Below are 18,134 nucleotides of genomic sequence, written 5' to 3'. Positions count from 1 at the left end.
CATGGTCGCCGCCACCGACCGTCCCGCCCGCTGGCGCAGCCCGACCGGCTGGCCGCTGCGCACCCGGCTGGTCGCCATCATGATCGCGCTGCTGGCGGTGCTGGGCCTGGTCGTCGGCGGCACCGCCGCGCTCTACCTGAAACGGTCGCTCCACAGCCAGCTCGACGACCAGCTCGACGACGCCCGCCGGCTCAGCCGGGGTTTCGGCCCGCGGCCCGGCGACCAGCAGCAGCCCGGCGCGAGCGGGCAGAGCCAGAACGACGGCAAAGGCGTGCCACCGGGCGCGCGGACCGACTGGATCGTGCTCTTCCTGGATTCGTCGATGACCGAGCAGGGCGGCGGCCGGGTGCAGTACCGCGACCCGGAGACGACCACCACCGACGGCCGTTTCTCCAGCTACTTCGAGCGGCTGACCGACACCGAGCGGGCCGACCTGCTCACCGTCGAGCCCGGCGGCGGCAAGGAGACCGTCTCGGTCGGCGACCTCGGCGACTATCGCGTGGCGATCTTCCCGACGCGCTCGTTCCCGTCGGGCAGCCAGGAGGGCTACATCGCCGTCGGGCTGCCGCTCGCCGACGCCAACACGATCCTGCTCACGGTCGCCGGCTTCACCGGCTGCGTCGTGCTCGGGTCGCTGCTGATCGCGGGCTGGGCCGGCGCGCTCATCATCCGCCGTACCCTCAAGCCTCTCGATCGTGTCGCGGCCACCGCCAGCCGGGTCGCCGAGCTGCGCCTGGACCGCGGCGAGGTGCGACTCGCGCAGCGGGTGCCGGAGCGGGACACCGACCCGCGCACCGAGGTCGGCCAGGTCGGCGCCGCGCTCAACCGGATGCTGGACCACGTCGGCAGCGCGCTGGAGGCGCGGCACGCCAGCGAGATGCAGGTCCGGCAGTTCGTCGCGGACGCGAGCCACGAGCTGCGTACGCCGCTGGCCGCGATCCGCGGCTACGCCGAGCTCACCCGGCGCAGCCGGCAGCCGGTCCCGGACGAGCTGGCGCACGTGCTCGGCCGGGTCGAGTCCGAGGCGAAGCGGATGACCGCCCTGGTCGAGGACCTGCTCCTGCTGGCCCGGCTGGACGCCGGCCGGCCGCTCGCACAGGACCCGGTGGACCTGACCATGCTGGCGGTCGACGCGACCAGTGACGCGCACGCGGCCGGGCCGGGTCACTACTGGCAGCTGGATCTGCCGGACGAGCCGGTCACGGTGACCGGGGACGGCGCCCGGCTGCACCAGGTGCTGGCGAACCTGCTGGCCAACGCGCGTACGCACACCCCGGAGGGGTCCACGGTCACGGTCAAGGTGGGCACCGTGCCGGACGCGGCCGTGCTCCAGGTGATCGACAACGGTCCGGGCATCCCGCCGGAGCTGGTCCCGCACATCTTCGAACGCTTCGCCCGCGGCGACAGCTCCCGGTCGCGCGCGGCCGGCAGCACCGGCCTGGGCCTGTCGATCGTGCACGCGGTGGTGACCTCGCACGGCGGCAAGGTGGGCGTGCAGAGCCGGCCGGGGCAGACCGTCTTCACGGTGATGCTGCCGAGCGCCGTCCCAACAACTGAACAACACACGCCATACCTGCCACGGGTGGGCTGATCCGGCTATGCTGGCGGCGTGTCTCGGATGTGGTCCTTTTATTGGTTTACGAGGCCGGCTCGCGCCGGTGTCTCGGCCATGACCGTATGACCTGAGGCACCCCGCCAGAGCCGGCAAGGCAGCGACATCGTCGCTGCCTTTTTGTTTGCCCCGAGCAAACCGGCTCGCGCCCAGGGCCGGTTGAGAAGGAGAGATGCCATGACCGCCCCTGAGGTACAGCGCGTCCGCGACCAGCGCATCGAGAAGGTCGTCCCGCTGATGAGCCCGGCGTTGCTGCACCACGAGCTGCCGCTCACCTCCGCGTTGCACGACACCGTGCTGGCCGGCCGCAAGCAGGTCGAGGACGTGCTGAACGGCCGAGATCAGCGCCTGCTGGTCGTGGTCGGGCCGTGCTCGGTGCACGACCCGGCCGCCGCCGGCGAGTACGCCGACCGCCTGAAGACGGAGGCGGAGCGGCTCAGCGAGGACCTGCTGATCGTGATGCGGGTGTACTTCGAGAAGCCGCGGTCCACGGTCGGCTGGAAGGGTCTGATCATGGACCCGGCCCTGGACGGCTCCGGCGACGTCGGCGCCGGTCTGCGGATCGCCCGCAAGCTGCTGCTCGAGGTGGTCAGCCGGGATCTGCCGGTGGCCGTGGAGTTCCTCGACCCGATCACCCCGCAGTACATCGCGGACACCGTGGCCTGGGGCGCGATCGGCGCGCGGACCGTCGAGTCGCAGGTGCACCGGCAGCTCTCGTCCGGCCTGTCGATGCCGATCGGCATGAAGAACCGCCCGGACGGCAGCGTCTCCACCGCGGTCGACGCGATCCAGGCCGCCGCGGTCCCGCACGTGTTCCCCGGCATCGACTACTCCGGCACCCCGGCGATCCTGCACACCACCGGTAACCCGGACTGTCATCTGGTGCTGCGCGGTGGCGGCGGCAAGCCGAACTACAGCGCCGCCGACGTCGAGGCGTCCCTCGCGCTGTTGCGCGCGGCCGGTCTGCCGGAGCGTCTGGTGATCGACTGCTCGCACGGCAACAGCAACAAGGACCACAACCGGCAGCCGCTGGTCGCCGAGGACATCGCCGGGCAGATCGAGAGTGGCCAGCGCGCGATCAGCGGCGTGATGCTGGAGAGTTTCCTGGTGCCGGGCCGGCAGGACCTGGGCGGGGAGCTGACGTACGGCCAGTCGGTCACCGACGGCTGCATGGGCTGGGACGGCACGGTCGCGGTGCTGGAGCGGCTGGCCGCGGCCGCCGCCAAGCGCCGCACGCTCTGACCTCGACCGATCGGGAACCCGCTGCACGCGCCGGCGCGCGGGCAGCGGGACTCACAGGCCGCGCACAGCGACGGCACAAGGACGCGACAGCGCGGACGTGAACAGTCCATCGGGTACGAATCCGCCAGCCCTGGGAGTACCTCGATGACCTCGAAGTCGCCGGCCCCGACGGACGCTGGGTCGCCCGCCGTCGCCGACACCGGTCCCGCCGCACCCTCCGCGCCGTCCGGACCCCCGGAGGTGTCCGCGCCGGGCGTCATCGACGGCGGGGCGGTGCTGGACACGGCACCGGCCGAGCCGCCGGTTCCACCGCCCCCGCCGCGCGCCCGTACCGGGGCCGCGCGCCTGTTGCTGGGCCGCACCGACGCCCCGTGGATCCGCCCCGCCCTGATCGCGCTGCTGGCCGGCACCGCGGTCCTCTACCTGTGGGGGCTGGGCGCGTCCGGCTGGGCCAACGCGTTCTACTCGGCCGCGGTCCAGGCCGGCTCGGCGAGCTGGAAGGCGTTCTTCTACGGCTCCTCCGACGCGGCCAACTCGATCACGGTGGACAAGACGCCGGCCTCGCTGTGGATCATGGCGCTGTCGGTACGGCTGTTCGGCCTCAGCGCGTGGAGCATCCTGGTCCCGCAGGCGCTGCTCGGCGTGGCCACCACCGGCCTGCTCTACGCGGGAGTCCGGCGCGGGTTCGGCCCGGCCGCCGGCCTGATCGCCGGCACGGTCTGCGCGCTCACCCCGGTGGCCGTGCTGATGTTCCGCTTCAACAACCCGGACGCGCTGCTGGTGCTGCTGATGGTGGCCGGGGCGTACGCGACCCTGCGCGCGGTGGAGAGCGGCTCGACCCGGTGGATCGTGCTCGCCGGGGCACTGGTCGGCTTCGGCTTCCTCACCAAGATGCTGCAGGCGCTGCTGGTGGTTCCCGCGTACGGCCTGGCCTACCTGATCGCCGGCCCGCCCAGGCTGCTCAAACGGCTCTGGCAGTTGCTGCTCGCGCTGGGCGCGCTGATCGTCTCGGCCGGCTGGTACATCGCCGTGGTGGAGCTGGTGCCCGCCTCCGCGCGCCCGTACATCGGCGGCTCGCAGAACAACAGCCTGCTCGAACTCACCCTCGGCTACAACGGCCTGGGCCGGCTCAACGGCGAGGAGACCGGCAGCGTCGGTGGCCGCGGCGGCAACGGCGGCGGGATGTGGGGCGAGACCGGCTGGACCCGGCTCTTCGACAGCGCGCAGGGCGGTCAGATCTCCTGGCTGCTGCCGGCGGCGCTGATCGTGCTGGCAGCCGGCCTGGTGATCACGGCCCGGCGGGCCCGGACCGATCTGCGGCGGGCCGGTCTGCTGCTGTGGGGCTCGTGGCTGGTGCTCACCGGGCTGATCTTCAGCTTCATGCAGGGCATCTTCCACGCGTACTACACGGTCGCGCTGGCCCCGGCGGTCGGCGCGGTGGTCGGCATGGGTGTGCGCCTGCTGTGGCAGCACCGGGCGAACCTGTTCGCCGCGCTCACCCTGGGCGCGTCGATCGCGGTCACCGCCTGGTGGTCGAACCGGCTGCTGGCCCGCAGTGCCGACTTCCTGCCCTGGCTGCGCACCCCGCTCCTGATCGCCGGGATCGTGGCGGCGGTCGCGGTGGCCGCCTCGTTCCGGTTGTCCCGCCGGATCGCCCTGGTGGGCGGGGTGGCCGCGCTGGTCACCGCGCTGGCCGGCCCGGCGGCGTACGCGGTGCAGACCGCGTCCGAGCCGCACACCGGGTCGATTCCGTCGGCCGGGCCGGCGGTGTCCGGCGGCTTCGGCGGGCCGGGCGGTCGCGGCGGATTCCCCGGCGGCCGCGGCGGCTTCCCGGGCGGCGGCTTCCCGGGCGGCCTCCCCGGCGGATTCCCGGACGGCGGCAACCTGCCCGGTGGGACCGGCCAGAACCCGGGCGCCACGGGACAGATCCCCGGCGGGACCGGTCCGGGTGACGGCGCCCGGGGCGGCTTCGACGGCCGCGGCACCGGGGGCGGCATGGGTGGCCTGCTCAACGCCGCGTCGGTCAGCGCCGAGATGAAGGCGCTGCTGGAGCAGGACGCCGACGCGTACACCTGGGTCGCCGCGGCGGTCGGTTCGCAGAACGCCTCCGGCTACCAGCTCGCCACCGAGGAGCCGGTGATGGCCATCGGCGGCTTCAACGGCACCGACCCCTCCCCCACGCTGGCCGCGTTCCAGGACTACGTGGCCGCCGGAAGGATCCACTACTTCATCGGCGGGGGTGGCTTCGGTGGGGGCGGCGGCTCCGGCAGCAGCCAGATCGCCGCCTGGGTGGCCGACAACTTCACCGCCCGCACGGTCGGCGCAACCACGGTCTACGACCTGTCGAGCGGCGTCCCCGGCACGGGCGCCTGAGCACCCGACAACAAGCGGGCGGTTCCCTTCGCGGGGGCCGCCCGCTCGTGTGCCGCGCCACGGCTGGCGGTCATTCGCCGGGGTGGGCGGGACGGCTCGTACCCTGTTTGGGGTATTTATTCCGGTCATCCGGCGAAAACCGCGCCGACCGACTCACAGCGGGCCCACAGCGGTCTGCTAAATCGGACAAAGACCAGCGCCGGAAATTGTTCCCATGAGCCTTTCGACGCTGCCTTCGCAGGATGCCGGCGCCACCGGCGTCACCGCCCCGGTGCTCGACGTCGTCGTCCCGGTGTACAACGAGGAGGCCGACCTCGGGCCGTGCGTGCAGCGCCTGCACGCCTATCTCGTGGCCCACTTCCCCTACCGGTTCCGGATCACCATCGCGGACAATGCCAGCGTCGACGGGACCGCCGCCGTCGCGCGGCACCTCACGGCCACCTACCCCGAGGTGGCGGCGGTGCACCTGGCCCAGAAGGGCCGCGGGCGGGCGCTGAACCACGTCTGGACCCACTCGGACGCGGCCGTGCTGGCCTACATGGACGTCGACCTCTCGACCGACCTGGGCGCGCTGCTGCCGCTGGTCGCGCCGCTCATCTCCGGCCACTCCGACCTGGCCATCGGATCGCGGCTGGCGCGCGGCTCGCGGGTGGTCCGGGGGGCGAAGCGCGAGTTCATCTCGCGCGGCTACAACCTGCTGCTGCGGACGACGATGGCCGCCCGGTTCTCCGACGCGCAGTGCGGGTTCAAGGCCATCCGCGCCGACGTGGCCCGCCGGCTGCTGCCGATGGTGGAGGACACCGGCTGGTTCTTCGACACCGAGATGCTGGTCCTCGCCGAGCGCGCCGGACTGCGGATCCACGAGGTGCCGGTGGACTGGGTGGACGACCCGGACAGCCGGGTGGACATCGTGGCGACCGCGCTCGCCGACCTCAAGGGCATCGTCCGGATCACCCGCGCGCTGAGCACCGGCCGGCTGCCCCTCGCCGCGCTGCGCGAACAGCTGGGCCGCAATCCGCTGCCGGTGGACGGGGTGCCGAGCGGACTGACCGGCCAGCTGATCCGGTTCGCCGGGGTGGGCGTCGCCAGCACGCTGGCCTATCTGGTGCTCTACGCGCTGCTGCGCGCCGGGGCCGGACCGCAGCCGGCGAACCTCGTCGCGCTGCTGGTCACCGCGGTGGCGAACACCGCTGCCAACCGGCGGCTCACCTTCGGGGTGCGCGGGCCCGGCGGCGCGCTGCGGCACCAGGTGCAGGGGTTGGTGGTGTTCGGGATCGGGCTGGCGCTGACCAGCGGGTCGCTGGCGCTGCTGGACACGGCGTCGGCTCGGCCGTCCCGGCTGGTGGAGCTGACCGTGCTGGTGGTGGCGAATCTGGCGGCGACCGCGGTCCGTTTCCTGCTGATGCGGATCTGGGTGTTCCGCGCCGCCCGGGGGCGCGCCTGAACCTGTCGCACCGAACGGCGTCCGGCCACCGCGGGCGCCGCTTTCCGGTACGCGGAACCATGCCGTTTCTATCGCCATCTGACCCAGCCGTTCCGCGATGCGGGATGGTTTCGGACTGTTCGCACCGTCATCGAAACACGGCAAAGCCGTTGTACCGGTTACCGAAGACCTTTCCGGTCATCTCATCTCCTGGGCGCGCCTACCGGGGTCCCGGGCAGTTCGGCCGGAAAATTCGGCACACGCAGACGTATCACGGGAGCAACTCAGAGGTAACAATGGGCTCTGATCGGGATAGCCGACTCTCGATCCTTGCTTCACCGGCGCGGCGGACCGGAAGGTAGCAAACATGCTCAACAAAGAGGACAACCGACGGCTGGCACAGCTGGAGCGGCAGCTCCGGCGTGACGACCCGGACTTCTGTGCCCGGATGGGCGGCGGGAACTTCAGCGTCCCGACCCCCCGGCCGCCGTTAGCCCTCTTCGTCGTCGCCGCCGTGATCGCCGTCGCCGCGGTCGTCCTCGGCGCGGTCGGCTGGTGGATCGCCGCCGCCCTCGTCGCCGCCTGGTCGCTGGTCACCGCGGTCGCCGCCGGCTACCGGCTCCACAAGTTCCGCACCCGCTGACAGACCCGCCCCCCGAACGAGCCCGCGCCCGGCACGGCGCGGGCTCGCTCGGTGTTCCGGGTGCGCCCGGACGGTGAGCGGCCGGCGCTTCCGCCGATGCCAAACCGGACGCTCCAGCGGCGCCGACCAGCGGTTCCGCAGCGCCGACCAGCGGTTCCGCAGCGCCGACCAGCGGTTCCGCAGCGCCGACCAGCGGTTCCGCAGCGCCGACCGGCGGTTCCGCAGCGCCGGCCGGCGGTTCTCCGGTGACGGCGCAGCGGCTCCCCGGTGACGGCGCAGCGGCTCCCCGGTGACGGGGCAGCGGTTCCGCGGCCCCGGCCGGCGGTTCCCCGGTGACGGGGCGGCGGCTCCCCGGCGCCGGCCCGGCGGTTCCGCGGGGACGAGCAGGCGGGTCAGCTCCGGCGGGTGGCGGCCAGCACCGCCGTCCGGGGGCTGGCCAGCACCGGCCGGCCGGGCAGCAGCGCGGCGGCCGGCGCCATGCTCGGCTGGGCCAGCACGATCACCTCGGCGTCGACGTCGCGCAGCCGCGCGGCGATCGCCTCGTGGTAGCGCTCCAGCTCGCCGGCCTCGAAGAGCGGCCACGCCGACAGGCACGGCACCGGGATCAGGTCGGCACCGGGGTCCTCGTCGCGCAGCAGCGCGGTGGTCGGCTCCAGGGTGGACGCGACCGCGTACGCCACCGCGATCCGCCCACCCGCCGCGACCGCGGCCCGCGCCATCGGCCGGTCGCCGCGCAGCACACCGGCGCGCTCCGCCTCCGCCCCGATCGTCGAGCACGTGCAGACCACCACGTCGCACCCGGCCAGCTCGCCGAGCCGGTCCCGGACCCGCTGCTCCACCGGCCGACCCGCGCGCGCGTCGGCCAGCAGCGACGGATCGACCACATGGCGAATTCGCCAGCCCGGCGCCAGCTCCGCCACCAGCGCACCGAACGTGGCCACGTGCACGTCGGCGGTGTGCAGGAACCCGATCGTCTTCACTCGACCACCGTAGTGGCCGCGGGCGCTCCGCGGCCCACCCGCGCCGCCCCGGCCTCGACGGGGGTGCACCCCTGCCGGGCCAGGTCGAGCACGGGCAGGTCCGCGGGCCGGCGGCGCCGCGCTCGGTCAGGCCGGGGCGGCCGGCCGGAACGCCATCACCGGCGCCCGGTCCACGTCGGCCACCCGCCGCACCTCACTGCTCAGGTGCGCCGGCCGTACCGCCGGGAGGCGACATTTCGCAGGCGGTCGCGGCGGGCGCCGGGCAGGCCGTCCACGTACTCCCAGGTGTCCAGGCTGGTCGCGCCGTGCGGTCCGGCCTGCGGGATCGGCGGTTCCCCGGTCAGCCGGTAACCGCACCGCCGGGCCACCGCCGTGCTCGCGGTGTTGCCCGGGTCGATCCGCAGCAGCAGCCGGCTCAGTCGCAGCGGTCCGCAGGCGTAGTCGGTGAGGAGCGCGAGCGCGGCGGCGGCCAGGCCGCGCCGGCGGTACGGCGCACCGATCAGATAGCCCAGCTCGGCCTCGCGCCGGGCCGGGTTGACCCCGAAGAGCAGCACCTCGCCCAGTGGCTCGCGGCCCTCCGTGGTGATCGCGAGCTGGATCCGCCGGCCGGTCAGCCGCCCCTGCCGCGCCCGTTCCAGGTAGGCCAGCCCGGCCGCGAGGTCGAACGGCGACGGCATCGGCGTCCAGCGGGCGATGTCCGGCTCGTCCAGGAGGGCGACCAGCTCCTCCAGGTCGTCCGGGGTCCATTCGCGCAGTACGACGCCGTTGCCGGCCAACCTCAACGGGTGCGGCAGCGGGCTGGCGGTCATCCTTCAGATCCTGCCCAGGGGGACCCGGGTGCGGCTAGTGGCGATCGCCAGGTCTCGGTGATGATTCCCGACCGTCGTACGGTCGGATCACCGATCGCGGCGCGGCGCGGACTCCGGGCGGTGTGCCGGTCACGGCAGGATCCGGTTCATGTCGACTCCTCACGGTATGCTCACGGCCCACCCGATGCCACCGGCCGTCCCTGCCGGACGGTCGTCGGCCCGGGAACCGGACGGCGCGGTCAGAGCCTGCGGGCGGTGATCTCGACGCCGGCCGCGCGCAGCCGGCGCACCAGGGCGTCGCCGATGCCGGTGGCCGGGGTGAGGACGCCGCCCTCGGCCGGTGGCAGGGCGTCCCGGTCGAGGGCCAGGGCCAGCGCGGACTCGCCGAGCATCACGGCCGTCGCGGCGTACCCGGGGTCGCCCTTGGCCCGGACCCGCGCGGTGTACCGGGCTCCGGTGGTCGTGGTGGTGAAGATGTCCATGGTGAAGTGGCCGCTCCGCCGGACCTTCTCGCTCGGCCCGGTGCCCGGGGCGGGCAGGATCCGGTCCAGCAGGAACCGGGTGGGCGGCACGGCGAGCCCGGCGATCAGGGCGCCCAGCGCCACCTTGGTGCCGGCCGCGATGACCGGGGAGAGCGGCGAGGCGCCGACGCTCATCGCCTCCCGGTAGCGGAACTCCCGGCCGTACGCCCATCCGCGCAGCGCGTTGCTGCGCCGCACCACCCGGGTGTTGTACGACGCCATCACGAACGGCGCGAGCCGCCCGCGCAGCCGCGGGTCCACCTCGGAGCCGGCGATGGTGTCCAGGTCGCTCTGCCGGCCGAGTGGGGGCTCGGCCGCACGGTCCGGGCTCAACGAGTACGGCCCGGCGGCCACCCGGCGCAGTCCCGGGTCCCGCTTCATCTCGTCGACCTGGTTGCGCACCGAGTCGATGGTGCCGCCGCTCACCCCGCCGCGCATGCTGGTCACCACCAGCGTGGTGTCGGTGAGCCGACCGGCCCCGTCCTGCTCGATCAGCTGATGCAGGACGTGCACGCCGATGTCGGACGGAATGGAGTCGAAGCCGCAGGAGTGCACGATCCGCGCGCCGGTGCGGCGGGCCAGCTCGTGGTTGTCGTCGATGCTGGCGCGGGCGAACAGCACCTCGCCGGTGAGGTCGGCGTAGTCGGTGCCGGCTGCGGCGCAGGCGTGCGCGAGGGCGCGGCCGTATTTCGCGTACGGCCCGACGGTGGTGACGACGACACGTGTCCGTCCGGCCAGGGCGGCCACCGCGTCCGGGTCGGTGGCGTCGGCGACCAGGGCCGGCCAGTCGACGTTCAGCCGGGACCGGACAGCTTCCAGTTTCTCCGGTGAGCGGCCGGCCAGGGCGATGCGGGTGCCGGCCGGCGCGTGTCCGGCCAGGTATTCGGCCACCAGCGCGCCGACGAAGCCGGTGGCGCCGTAGACGACCACCTCGAACTCACGTGAACGATCGCTCATGCTCGCCGATTGTGCACCTCGGACCGTGGCGGCGCGAGAGGTGGCGGCCCCGAGCCCCGGTCGGCGCCCGGACACGGAAGCCTGATCCCCCAACGGGCGGACCTCGCTTACCCACTGCGGACGCCGCTATGCCGACGGCCGGAATTTTCCCTCCAACGGCCGACCGCGGCGGCGGTAGGCGCGCCCAGCATCCAAGGAGTCCCGCTGTTATTCACACAAAGGAAGATCAAAGCGGCTAATTTGTGAGAACAACGTCACCGGCCCCGCTTCCGGACCTGGTCAGTTCCGCGCAGTGGTGGCTACCGTCAGCAGTCCGCAATCGCGGGCACCGTGGCCGGAACGCCGAGTCCTGCCTGCTGGTCACGGTCAACAACACACAGGCATGGAGCGGGGGACCCACACGTTCCTCGGCGCGCCCACCGGGCGCGCCTCGGGGTGAAGCCGCACCTGGTGCGGCCGGGCTCCTCGGCCCGAACCCGACAGCTCACCTCGCAGGCGTGGAGGGAAAACTTCATGCTTCACCTGAACAAGCGGGTTCGTCGTGTCCTGTCCCGGCGAGCCCGGTCCCCGCGCGCCCTTTTCCGGAGCGCGCAGGCGCGACCCACGCAGCCCCAGCCGGCGCGGCACCGGCTGCAGCGCGCCGTCGGTCTCACGGTCGCCGGTCTGGCCGGCGCCGTCGGGCTGCTGGCGGTGGAGGCCGCACCGGCCGCCGCCGCCCCGAACGTGAACTGGGATGCCGTCGCCAAGTGCGAGTCCGGCGGGAACTGGCGGATCAACACCGGGAACGGCTATTACGGCGGTCTGCAGTTCAGCCGCAGCACCTGGCGTGCGCACGGCGGCGGCAAGTACGGATCCACCGCCAACCTCGCCTCCAAGCAGGAGCAGATCCGCATCGCCGAACGGGTGCTGCGCAGCCAGGGGATCGGCGCCTGGCCCACCTGCGGCCGGCGCGGTCTCACCAAGGCACGCAGGACCAGCTCGGTGAGCCCTTACCGCCTCGCCTCCTACACCACCCCGCTGAAGGGGACACGCACCTACGTCGTTAAGCGCGGCGACACGCTCTCCGGCATCGCCGCCCGCTATCACATCAAGGGTGGGTGGCGGGCTCTGTACCGCGCCAACGCCAGCCGCCTGAGCAACCCGAACCATCTCCGGGTGGGTCAGCGCCTGGCCCTGTAGGACAGCGGCACAGCGGCTTCCCGGGGTCCGCACGCGGGACCCCGGGAAACGACCCGGCTGACCAGCGCCTGCGAACCCGGCGAGCGCGACACCGTGCTCGGCATCAGCTCGCCGGCCGAAGGAACTCCGGCTGGTCGAGCACCCGCAGCCAGGTCCCGTCGGGCTGGCGGCGGACCACCTGCGCCCGCGCTCCGGCGCCGTCCTTCGGCGGGGTCGAGGTGAGCGCCAGATCACCGCTGATCAGCGTGGGCAGCGGTGGCTCCGGCTCGAACCGGGGCATGCTCGGCAGCAACCGCGCCCAGAGGCTCTGGATCGCGGCGCGGCCGACGGTCTGCCGGCCGGGTGGGAACGCCATCACGGCATCCTCCTCATACAGCGCCGCGAGGCCCTCGGCGTCCTTCGCGTTGGCGCGCTCGACGAAGAGTCTGGTCAGGTCTTCGGGGCGGTAGGCCTTCTCGCGCTCGCTCATGACTCCACCATCGCGTGCCGCACCGCACAAGTCCAACGCATAGTTTTTATGCGAACTACAATCGCCGCTCATGGATCTGCGGCAACTCGAATACTTCGTCGCGGTCGCCGAGACCGGCAGCTTCACGCGCGCCGCGGAACGGGTGCACATCACCCAGTCCGGGGTGAGCGCGCAGATCAAGGCGTTGGAGCACGAGCTCGGCGCGGAGCTCTTCACCCGGGGTGGCCGGATCGCGCGGCTGACCGAGGCGGGCTCCGCCGCGCTGCGCCACGCCCGGGCCGCGCTCGACTCGACCCTCGACCTGCGGGACGCGATCGACGAGGTCAAGGGCCTGGTCCGGGGGCGGCTGACGATCGGGATGGTGACCGGCTGCGAGGTCGCGCCGCTGTTCGACGCGCTCGCCGCCTTCCACCGCGATCACCCCGGCATCGAGCTGGAGCTGACCGAGGCGAACTCGGACCGGCTGATCGCCGGGGTGCGCACCGGGAGCCTCGACATCGCCCTGGCCGGGCTGGCCGGTGAGCCGCCGGAGCACCTCGCGTCGCGGGTCATCGTCAGCGAGCCGCTGGTGGCGATGGCCGTGCCGGGCAGCGAGCCGGCGGAGCGTGGGAGCGTCACGGTCACCGGGCTCCGGTCGTACCCCGTCATCTGCCTGCCGGTCGGCACCGGCATCCGGGACGTGCTCGACCGCGCGGTCGCCGCGACGACCGGGCTGCGACCGGAGGTCGCGCTGGTCGCGACGTCGCCGGACACCGTCGCCGGGCTCGCCCGGCGCGGCCTGGGGGTCGCCGTGCTGAGCGCCTCGATGGCGGCCGGCCATCCCGACCTGGTCGCCGTCCCGATCACCGGGATCCCGGTCCCGGCGACGCTCGCGCTGGTCTGGCCGGAGCGGACCAGCCCGGCGCTGGCCGCCTTCCTGGAACACTGCCACTCAGCCTTCGGCTGACGACGTCGCGCTCCGGTACGACGGGAGCCCCCGCCGTGGCACGGCGGGGGCTCCCGGGGGCTACTGCCCGACTGCTACTTGGTGATCTTCTGGGTGTGGACCTTGACGGCGGAGTTGTTGCCCGCCCGGTCCGTCGCCAGGTAACCGATCCGCAGGGCGCCCTTCTTGACCCCGGAGACCTTCAGGCTCCAGCGGCCACCGGCCACCTTGGCGGTCACCTGCTCCGCCCGGCTCAGCGCCGAGGACTTGGACGGCGCCTTCGTCCACTTGCCGTGGCTGTAGTAGTACCACTTGCCGGACCGCTGCTCGATCAGCTTGACCCGCACGCTCCGCACGCCCAGGCCGGTGTCGCTCACCGAGCCGGACAGCGTCGACCAGGACGACGCCTTGGTCGGGTGGCGCGGCACCGTCAGGGACACCTTGGGCGCGTGGACGTCCTTGACCACGTTGACCGTGCCGGCCGTCACCGTGGTGCCCACCCCGGCCGCGTTCACCGGAGTCACCTTGACCGGGTATCGGCCGGCCTTGGCGTAGGTGTGCGAGACCGCGATGTTCGCCGAGGCGGAGCCGGTGGCGCCGTCCCCCCAGGCGATCTTGACGGAGGTGCCGTTCACGCTGCTGACCCGCAGGGTCACCGACTGGGTCGCCCAGATCGCGCTGCGGTCCAGGGTGTACCGGCCGGTCTGCGCCGAGACCGTGACAGTGCCGGCGGCGACGGTCCTCGCGTTGCCCGCCCGGTCGGTGATCGTCACGGTGATCGCGGCGCGGCCGGCCTTGGTGAACGTGTGGGTCGCCGTCGTAGCGCCGGCCGCCAGCTCCACGGCCGGGCTGCCGTCGCCCCAGTTGACGACCTGCTTGATGTCCTTGGCGTCGGTGGTGACGTCGTCGGACAGGCTGGTCCGGGTCAGCGTGACCGCCTGGCCCGGCCAGATCGCCGTGGCGTTCAGCCGGTAGGCGCCCTCCGGGGCGGTGCTGTCGGCGACGGCCGCGGTGCTGCGGAACACCGGGTCCGCGGTGACCGTCTTGTACTTGGCGAAGTAGTTCACCAGCATCGTCAGGTCGTTGTCGCCGGTGGTGGTCCTGCTGCTGTTGTTCGCGCCCAGGGCGGCGAAGTTGTCGCCCCCCGAGGCCAGGAACGAGTTCATCGTCACCCGGTACGACGCGGCCGGGTCGATGGTGACCCCGTTCAGCTTCATCGACGATGCGATGATCCGCGAGCCCTGCGGCTGCGCGGCGTCGTACGAGTAGGTGAAGCCCCGGGACGAGCCCAGGTGCAGCACCGGGCGGGACGCGCCGGCCGGCTGCCACTGCTGCTCCAGCGCCTGCTTGATCTGGGCGCCGGTGAGGGTCTTGGTGACCACGTCGTTGGCGAACGGCTGCACCGCGAACGCCTGCGAGTAGGTGACCGTGCCGTCGGCGCCGTACGCCAGGTCGGCCCGCAGACCGCCCGGGTTCATGAACGCGATCTGCGCCCCACCGCGACCGGCGTCACTGGTCTGGTCGAGCTGCACGTCGGCGATGAAGTTGCCCATCACCGACTCGGCGCCCCGGTCCTCCGCGCCGTTGCCGTACGCCCGCTTGATCTCCGCGGTGATCTTGCCGAGCTCGCGCTTGCCCAGCTCGGTCGCGGTCGCCTTGGCGGTGGTCACGATGCCGGCGACGGCGGTGTTCTCCGGGTAGCCCTTGACCTCGAGCAGCTCGGCGCTGGCGTCGGTCACCGACTTGGTGGCCGGGTCGTAGGTGAGGTTGGCGCGGCCCAGCTTGACGCCGTAGTCCTCGGCCTGGATCACCGGCCGGGTGCGGTCGGTGCCCGGGACCGGGAGCTCGAACGCGTACGGCTGGTGGGTGTGCCCGCTGAAGATCACGTCGATGTCGGCGCTGACCTCGGTGAACGGCCCGAAGACCGGGTCCTTGCGCAGAGCCTCGGCGCTGGCGATGTTCTCCGTCGCGGCGCCCTCGTGGGCGAGCAGGACCAGCACGTCGGCCTCGCCGTTGGACGCGTCGCCGTCGGACAGCTCGGCGGCCACCTTGTTCGCCTCGGCCACCGGGTCGTGGAACTCCACGCCCTTGATGCCGTCCGGGCTGACCAGCGAGGCGGTCTGCTCGGTGACGACACCGATGTAGCCGACCTTGACCCCGCCGACGGTCTCCACCTCGTACGCCGGCAGCGCGCGCTTGCCGTCGGCGTAGACGTTGGCGCCCAGGTACGGGAAGTCGGCCTTCTCGTCGACCCGGCCGGTCAGGTCGGCGAAGCCCTTGTCGAACTCGTGGTTGCCGACCGCGGACACCGCCAGGCCACCGGCGTTCAGCGCGGCCAGCGTCGGGTTGTCGTTGTCGATCGCCGAGACGAACGTGGAGGCGCCGATGTTGTCACCGGCCGAGCTCCAGATCGTGTTCGGGTTCTCCGCGCGCAGCTTGTCGACCATGCCGACGAGCTGGGCGGCGCCGCCGATCGGGTTCTTCTGCGCGTCGGTGGCCGGGGCCTCCAGCCGGCCGTGGAAGTCGTTGATGTTCAGCAGCTGCAGGTTCACCGGAGCCTTCGCGCCGGTGTCCAGGCCGATCACCACCGGGTCGTGGTCGCTGGCCCGGTACGGGGTGGCGCTGTAGAACGGCGCGTACCCGTTGTACTGGTAGGCGTACGACTCGACCGAGTTGATGTTCCAGATGTCGACGCCGGTGACCCGCTCGGTCAGCGACGGCGTGGTCAGCGCGTGGTCCAGCGAGCCGGACTCACCCCCGAAGACGTACGACGACTTGCCCGGCGCCTTCGTGGTGTGCACGTCGGTGTAGCCGGCGTCGTAGAGGACCTGCATCGGGTCCTCCTGGGTGTACGCGTTGAAGTCACCCAGCAGGATCACCTTGTCGGTGCCGCTCTGCGCCTCGACGCCCTTGACGAAGTCCACCAGCGACTTCGCCTGGCGCACCCGGTCGCCGTTGTACGAGCCCTGCCCGTCCCCGGTGTCCACGTTGTCCCCGGTCGGCGTGACCGAGGCGCCCTTGGACTTGAGGTGGTTGGCCACCACGGTGAAGTCGATGCTGCCGGCGGTGAAGGTCTGCGCGATCGGCTCACGCGCGTTCGACCACACCGTCTCGTCGTTCAGCGAGCGGGCGCCGCCCTTCGGCGTGACCTTGCCCGGCTTGAAGATGATCGCGGTGGTGATGTAGTCCTGCTCGGCCGGGCCGGGCAGCCCGGCCGGGGTGCGGACGTAGTCCCAGGTGCCCGCGCCGTCCTTGTCGTTCAGCGCGCCGACCAGGGTCTTGAGCGCCAGCTGCGGATCGTTCGCCTCGAACCGGACCGAGTTCTCGATCTCCATCAGGGCGACCACGTCGGCGTCCAGCGAGGTGATCGCCGAGACGATCTTCGCCTGCTGCTTGGCCAGCGCCGCCGCGTCGGTCGCGCCGCGCGCCTCGCCGCCGAAGTGGACGAAGTAGTTCAGCACGTTGAAGCTGGCCACCCTGATGTCGCCGCCCACGTCCGCCGGCTGCGCGGTACGCGGGTTGGCGGCGGTGAAGGTGGTGCGGTTCGCGGCCGGGGTGTCCGCGGTGACCGGCGTGGTCGGCTCGAGCAGCCAGTCACCGTACGCGTAGTCGAGCACCAGCGGCCCGAACGACGCGACCGTGTCACCGGCCCGGACCGGCTCGTCCTTGCTGACGTACGGCGGGGTGGTGTTCGACGTCGACAGATTGGCGGTCCGCCCGTCGTCGAGCAGGATGCGCCCGGCCCGGTTGGCGCTCTTGCGCGCGACGGCCTCGGGGCTGCCCGGCCGCGCCACGTCGGTCGGCACCTTGGCCACCGAGTCGCCGGCGTTGAGGACCAGCTGGCCGTAGTTGTTGAGGGAGTAGACGTCCGACACGGTGTACCGGCCGGCCGGGGCGACCAGCATGCCCTCGACGGACTCGCGCACCGCGTCGCCGGCCGGCAGGCTCAGCGGCACCGCGGCCGGCACGGTCACGCCGGTGGCGCAGACCTCGGTGTCGGCCCTGGCGCCGAGGCTCAGCTCGGTCAGCCCGTTGAACTCGGTCACCGTGCCGGTCACCCGGACCTGGTCGCCGATGCTGACGGTGGGCAGGTTCGCCGCGCTGCCGAAGACGAAGATCGCGTCCGACGGGACGCCTTCGGCCACCGTACGGTTGCCGCCGCTGCCCGCGGTCTGGATGTAGAAGCCGTTGAAGCCGCCGGTGGTGTGCACGGCGGTGACCACGCCCTCGACGGTCACCTTGCTGCCGGCCAGCGGGGACGCCGCGCCCGGGCCCTGCACCTCGGCGATCGTCCGGGTGGGCGTGGTGGTGCAGCCCGCCCCCGGGTTGCCCGGCTGGTCGGTCACCACCTTGTTCACCGCGCCGAACGAGCTGGGGGCCGAGGCCGTCCAGACACCGTCGATCTTCTGCAGCGAGGTGCCGGCCGGGGTGCTGTTGGTCTCCGAGACGCCGATGTCGGTGCTGGTGCGGCCGGCGGCCGGACCGTTGACCGCGGTCAGCGTGCCCTCGTAGCTGAGGAACTCGACGACCGTGCCGTCCGGCTTGACCAGGGCCACGCCGTCCTGCGGGCCGTTCTGCAGGCCGTCCGTGGCGAACGTCTCGACCACCACGCCGGCCGCGGGCACCGTGCCGTTCAGCGTGCGGGTGTCGTAGGTGGCGCCACCGGTGTAGTTGTAGAGGACGACCTTCCAGCCGGTGAGGTCGAGACCGGCCGGGGCCTGGATCTCGATCGCCTCGCCGCTGTCGGCGCCGACGTTGTCGTAATGGATCTCGCTGATGAACGGGATCTGCGCTTCGGCCGCGAACGCCGGTCCGGAGAAGCCGAGACCCAGCGCGGTGGCCAGTGCCGCGGCGCCGAGGGCACGCAGAGCCTGAGGGCTCCGAGTGGTCCTGGTCGTCCGCGCACCGGGGTTCACGCTGCGTATGTATGGACGCATCGAGATTGGTCCTCCGATGGAAGTGAGTGGGCCGGAGCGTAGGTACGTACGATGACGTTCCTTT

The 18,134-nt window shown here is 72.6% G+C and carries 13 protein-coding genes and 1 riboswitch; of the genes, 8 read left to right on the top strand and 5 right to left on the bottom strand.

The window, feature by feature from the left end; all coding sequences use genetic code 11:
- The first annotated feature begins 1 nt into the window (after position 1).
- The 6 genes from ACTEI_RS02520 to ACTEI_RS36685 all read left to right on the top strand — a co-directional run bounded on the left by ACTEI_RS02520 (position 2) and on the right by ACTEI_RS36685 (position 7,564).
- The gene (locus ACTEI_RS02520; protein WP_187645924.1) at positions 2 to 1,591 is read left to right on the top strand and encodes a sensor histidine kinase; all 1,590 of its coding nucleotides are present in this window, start codon (positions 2 to 4) and stop codon (positions 1,589 to 1,591) included.
- 198 nt (positions 1,592 to 1,789) lie between these two features.
- On the top strand, positions 1,790 to 2,854 hold the full coding sequence (locus ACTEI_RS02515; RefSeq protein ID WP_122976155.1) for a 3-deoxy-7-phosphoheptulonate synthase: 1,065 nt from the start codon (positions 1,790 to 1,792) through the stop codon (positions 2,852 to 2,854).
- Positions 2,855 to 2,998: 144 nt separating this feature from the next.
- Positions 2,999 to 5,227, top strand: coding sequence for an ArnT family glycosyltransferase (locus ACTEI_RS02510; protein WP_239082270.1), 2,229 nt, complete (start codon positions 2,999 to 3,001; stop codon positions 5,225 to 5,227).
- A 214-nt stretch (positions 5,228 to 5,441) separates the two neighbouring features.
- Entirely contained in the window at positions 5,442 to 6,671 is a 1,230-nt protein-coding gene (locus ACTEI_RS02505) for a bifunctional glycosyltransferase family 2/GtrA family protein (RefSeq protein ID WP_122976154.1), read from the top strand.
- A gap of 346 nt (positions 6,672 to 7,017) precedes the next feature.
- Complete coding sequence (locus tag ACTEI_RS02500; RefSeq protein WP_122976153.1) at positions 7,018 to 7,293, top strand: DUF3040 domain-containing protein; 276 nt, start codon at positions 7,018 to 7,020, stop codon at positions 7,291 to 7,293.
- Between the two features lie 73 nt (positions 7,294 to 7,366).
- Positions 7,367 to 7,564: a hypothetical protein gene (locus tag ACTEI_RS36685; RefSeq protein ID WP_164465818.1), complete on the top strand. Its 198-nt coding sequence runs from the start codon at positions 7,367 to 7,369 to the stop codon at positions 7,562 to 7,564.
- A gap of 121 nt (positions 7,565 to 7,685) precedes the next feature.
- On the opposite strand, the gene ACTEI_RS02490 is transcribed toward ACTEI_RS36685, so the two are convergent.
- The 3 genes from ACTEI_RS02490 to ACTEI_RS02480 all read right to left on the bottom strand — a co-directional run bounded on the left by ACTEI_RS02490 (position 7,686) and on the right by ACTEI_RS02480 (position 10,560).
- Positions 7,686 to 8,273 carry a hypothetical protein gene (locus ACTEI_RS02490; RefSeq protein ID WP_122976152.1) on the bottom strand — a complete coding sequence of 196 codons (588 nt, stop codon included), beginning with the start codon at positions 8,271 to 8,273 and terminating at the stop codon, positions 7,686 to 7,688.
- A 200-nt stretch (positions 8,274 to 8,473) separates the two neighbouring features.
- Positions 8,474 to 9,082 carry a GNAT family N-acetyltransferase gene (locus ACTEI_RS02485; protein WP_122976151.1) on the bottom strand — a complete coding sequence of 203 codons (609 nt, stop codon included), beginning with the start codon at positions 9,080 to 9,082 and terminating at the stop codon, positions 8,474 to 8,476.
- Between the two features lie 239 nt (positions 9,083 to 9,321).
- Positions 9,322 to 10,560, bottom strand: coding sequence for a saccharopine dehydrogenase family protein (locus ACTEI_RS02480; protein ID WP_122976150.1), 1,239 nt, complete (start codon positions 10,558 to 10,560; stop codon positions 9,322 to 9,324).
- Between the two features lie 331 nt (positions 10,561 to 10,891).
- A riboswitch (cyclic di-AMP (ydaO/yuaA leader) is annotated at positions 10,892 to 11,072 on the top strand.
- A 1-nt stretch (position 11,073) separates the two neighbouring features.
- Between ACTEI_RS02480 and ACTEI_RS02475 the strand changes: the two genes are divergently transcribed.
- Positions 11,074 to 11,739: a LysM peptidoglycan-binding domain-containing protein gene (locus tag ACTEI_RS02475; RefSeq protein WP_122976149.1), complete on the top strand. Its 666-nt coding sequence runs from the start codon at positions 11,074 to 11,076 to the stop codon at positions 11,737 to 11,739.
- A gap of 103 nt (positions 11,740 to 11,842) precedes the next feature.
- Here ACTEI_RS02475 and ACTEI_RS02470 read toward each other — a convergent pair whose 3' ends face one another.
- The gene (locus ACTEI_RS02470) at positions 11,843 to 12,208 is read right to left on the bottom strand and encodes a YybH family protein (protein WP_122976148.1); all 366 of its coding nucleotides are present in this window, start codon (positions 12,206 to 12,208) and stop codon (positions 11,843 to 11,845) included.
- Between the two features lie 70 nt (positions 12,209 to 12,278).
- On the opposite strand from ACTEI_RS02470, the gene ACTEI_RS02465 reads away from it, so the two are divergent.
- The gene (locus ACTEI_RS02465) at positions 12,279 to 13,154 is read left to right on the top strand and encodes a LysR family transcriptional regulator (protein ID WP_122976147.1); all 876 of its coding nucleotides are present in this window, start codon (positions 12,279 to 12,281) and stop codon (positions 13,152 to 13,154) included.
- A 74-nt stretch (positions 13,155 to 13,228) separates the two neighbouring features.
- Here the strand turns inward: ACTEI_RS02465 and ACTEI_RS02460 are convergent, their stop codons facing one another.
- On the bottom strand, positions 13,229 to 18,049 hold the full coding sequence (locus ACTEI_RS02460) for an ExeM/NucH family extracellular endonuclease (RefSeq protein WP_239082268.1): 4,821 nt from the start codon (positions 18,047 to 18,049) through the stop codon (positions 13,229 to 13,231).
- Between the last annotated feature and the right edge of the window lie 85 nt (positions 18,050 to 18,134).

This window comes from Actinoplanes teichomyceticus ATCC 31121 (assembly GCF_003711105.1).
Taxonomy (GTDB): domain Bacteria; phylum Actinomycetota; class Actinomycetes; order Mycobacteriales; family Micromonosporaceae; genus Actinoplanes; species Actinoplanes teichomyceticus.
This window is presented reverse-complemented; position numbering and strand designations above follow the sequence as displayed.

Coding starts and splice junctions, on each gene's coding strand:
- ACTEI_RS02475 (WP_122976149.1), top strand. CDS start 11,074: ATGCTTCACCTGAACAAGCGGGTTCGTCGTGTCCTGTCCCGGCGAGCC.
- ACTEI_RS02510 (WP_239082270.1), top strand. CDS start 2,999: ATGACCTCGAAGTCGCCGGCCCCGACGGACGCTGGGTCGCCCGCCGTC.
- ACTEI_RS02515 (WP_122976155.1), top strand. CDS start 1,790: ATGACCGCCCCTGAGGTACAGCGCGTCCGCGACCAGCGCATCGAGAAG.
- ACTEI_RS02500 (WP_122976153.1), top strand. CDS start 7,018: ATGCTCAACAAAGAGGACAACCGACGGCTGGCACAGCTGGAGCGGCAG.
- ACTEI_RS02485 (WP_122976151.1), bottom strand. CDS start 9,082: ATGACCGCCAGCCCGCTGCCGCACCCGTTGAGGTTGGCCGGCAACGGC.
- ACTEI_RS02465 (WP_122976147.1), top strand. CDS start 12,279: ATGGATCTGCGGCAACTCGAATACTTCGTCGCGGTCGCCGAGACCGGC.
- ACTEI_RS02470 (WP_122976148.1), bottom strand. CDS start 12,208: ATGAGCGAGCGCGAGAAGGCCTACCGCCCCGAAGACCTGACCAGACTC.
- ACTEI_RS02520 (WP_187645924.1), top strand. CDS start 2: ATGGTCGCCGCCACCGACCGTCCCGCCCGCTGGCGCAGCCCGACCGGC.
- ACTEI_RS02480 (WP_122976150.1), bottom strand. CDS start 10,560: ATGAGCGATCGTTCACGTGAGTTCGAGGTGGTCGTCTACGGCGCCACC.
- ACTEI_RS02505 (WP_122976154.1), top strand. CDS start 5,442: ATGAGCCTTTCGACGCTGCCTTCGCAGGATGCCGGCGCCACCGGCGTC.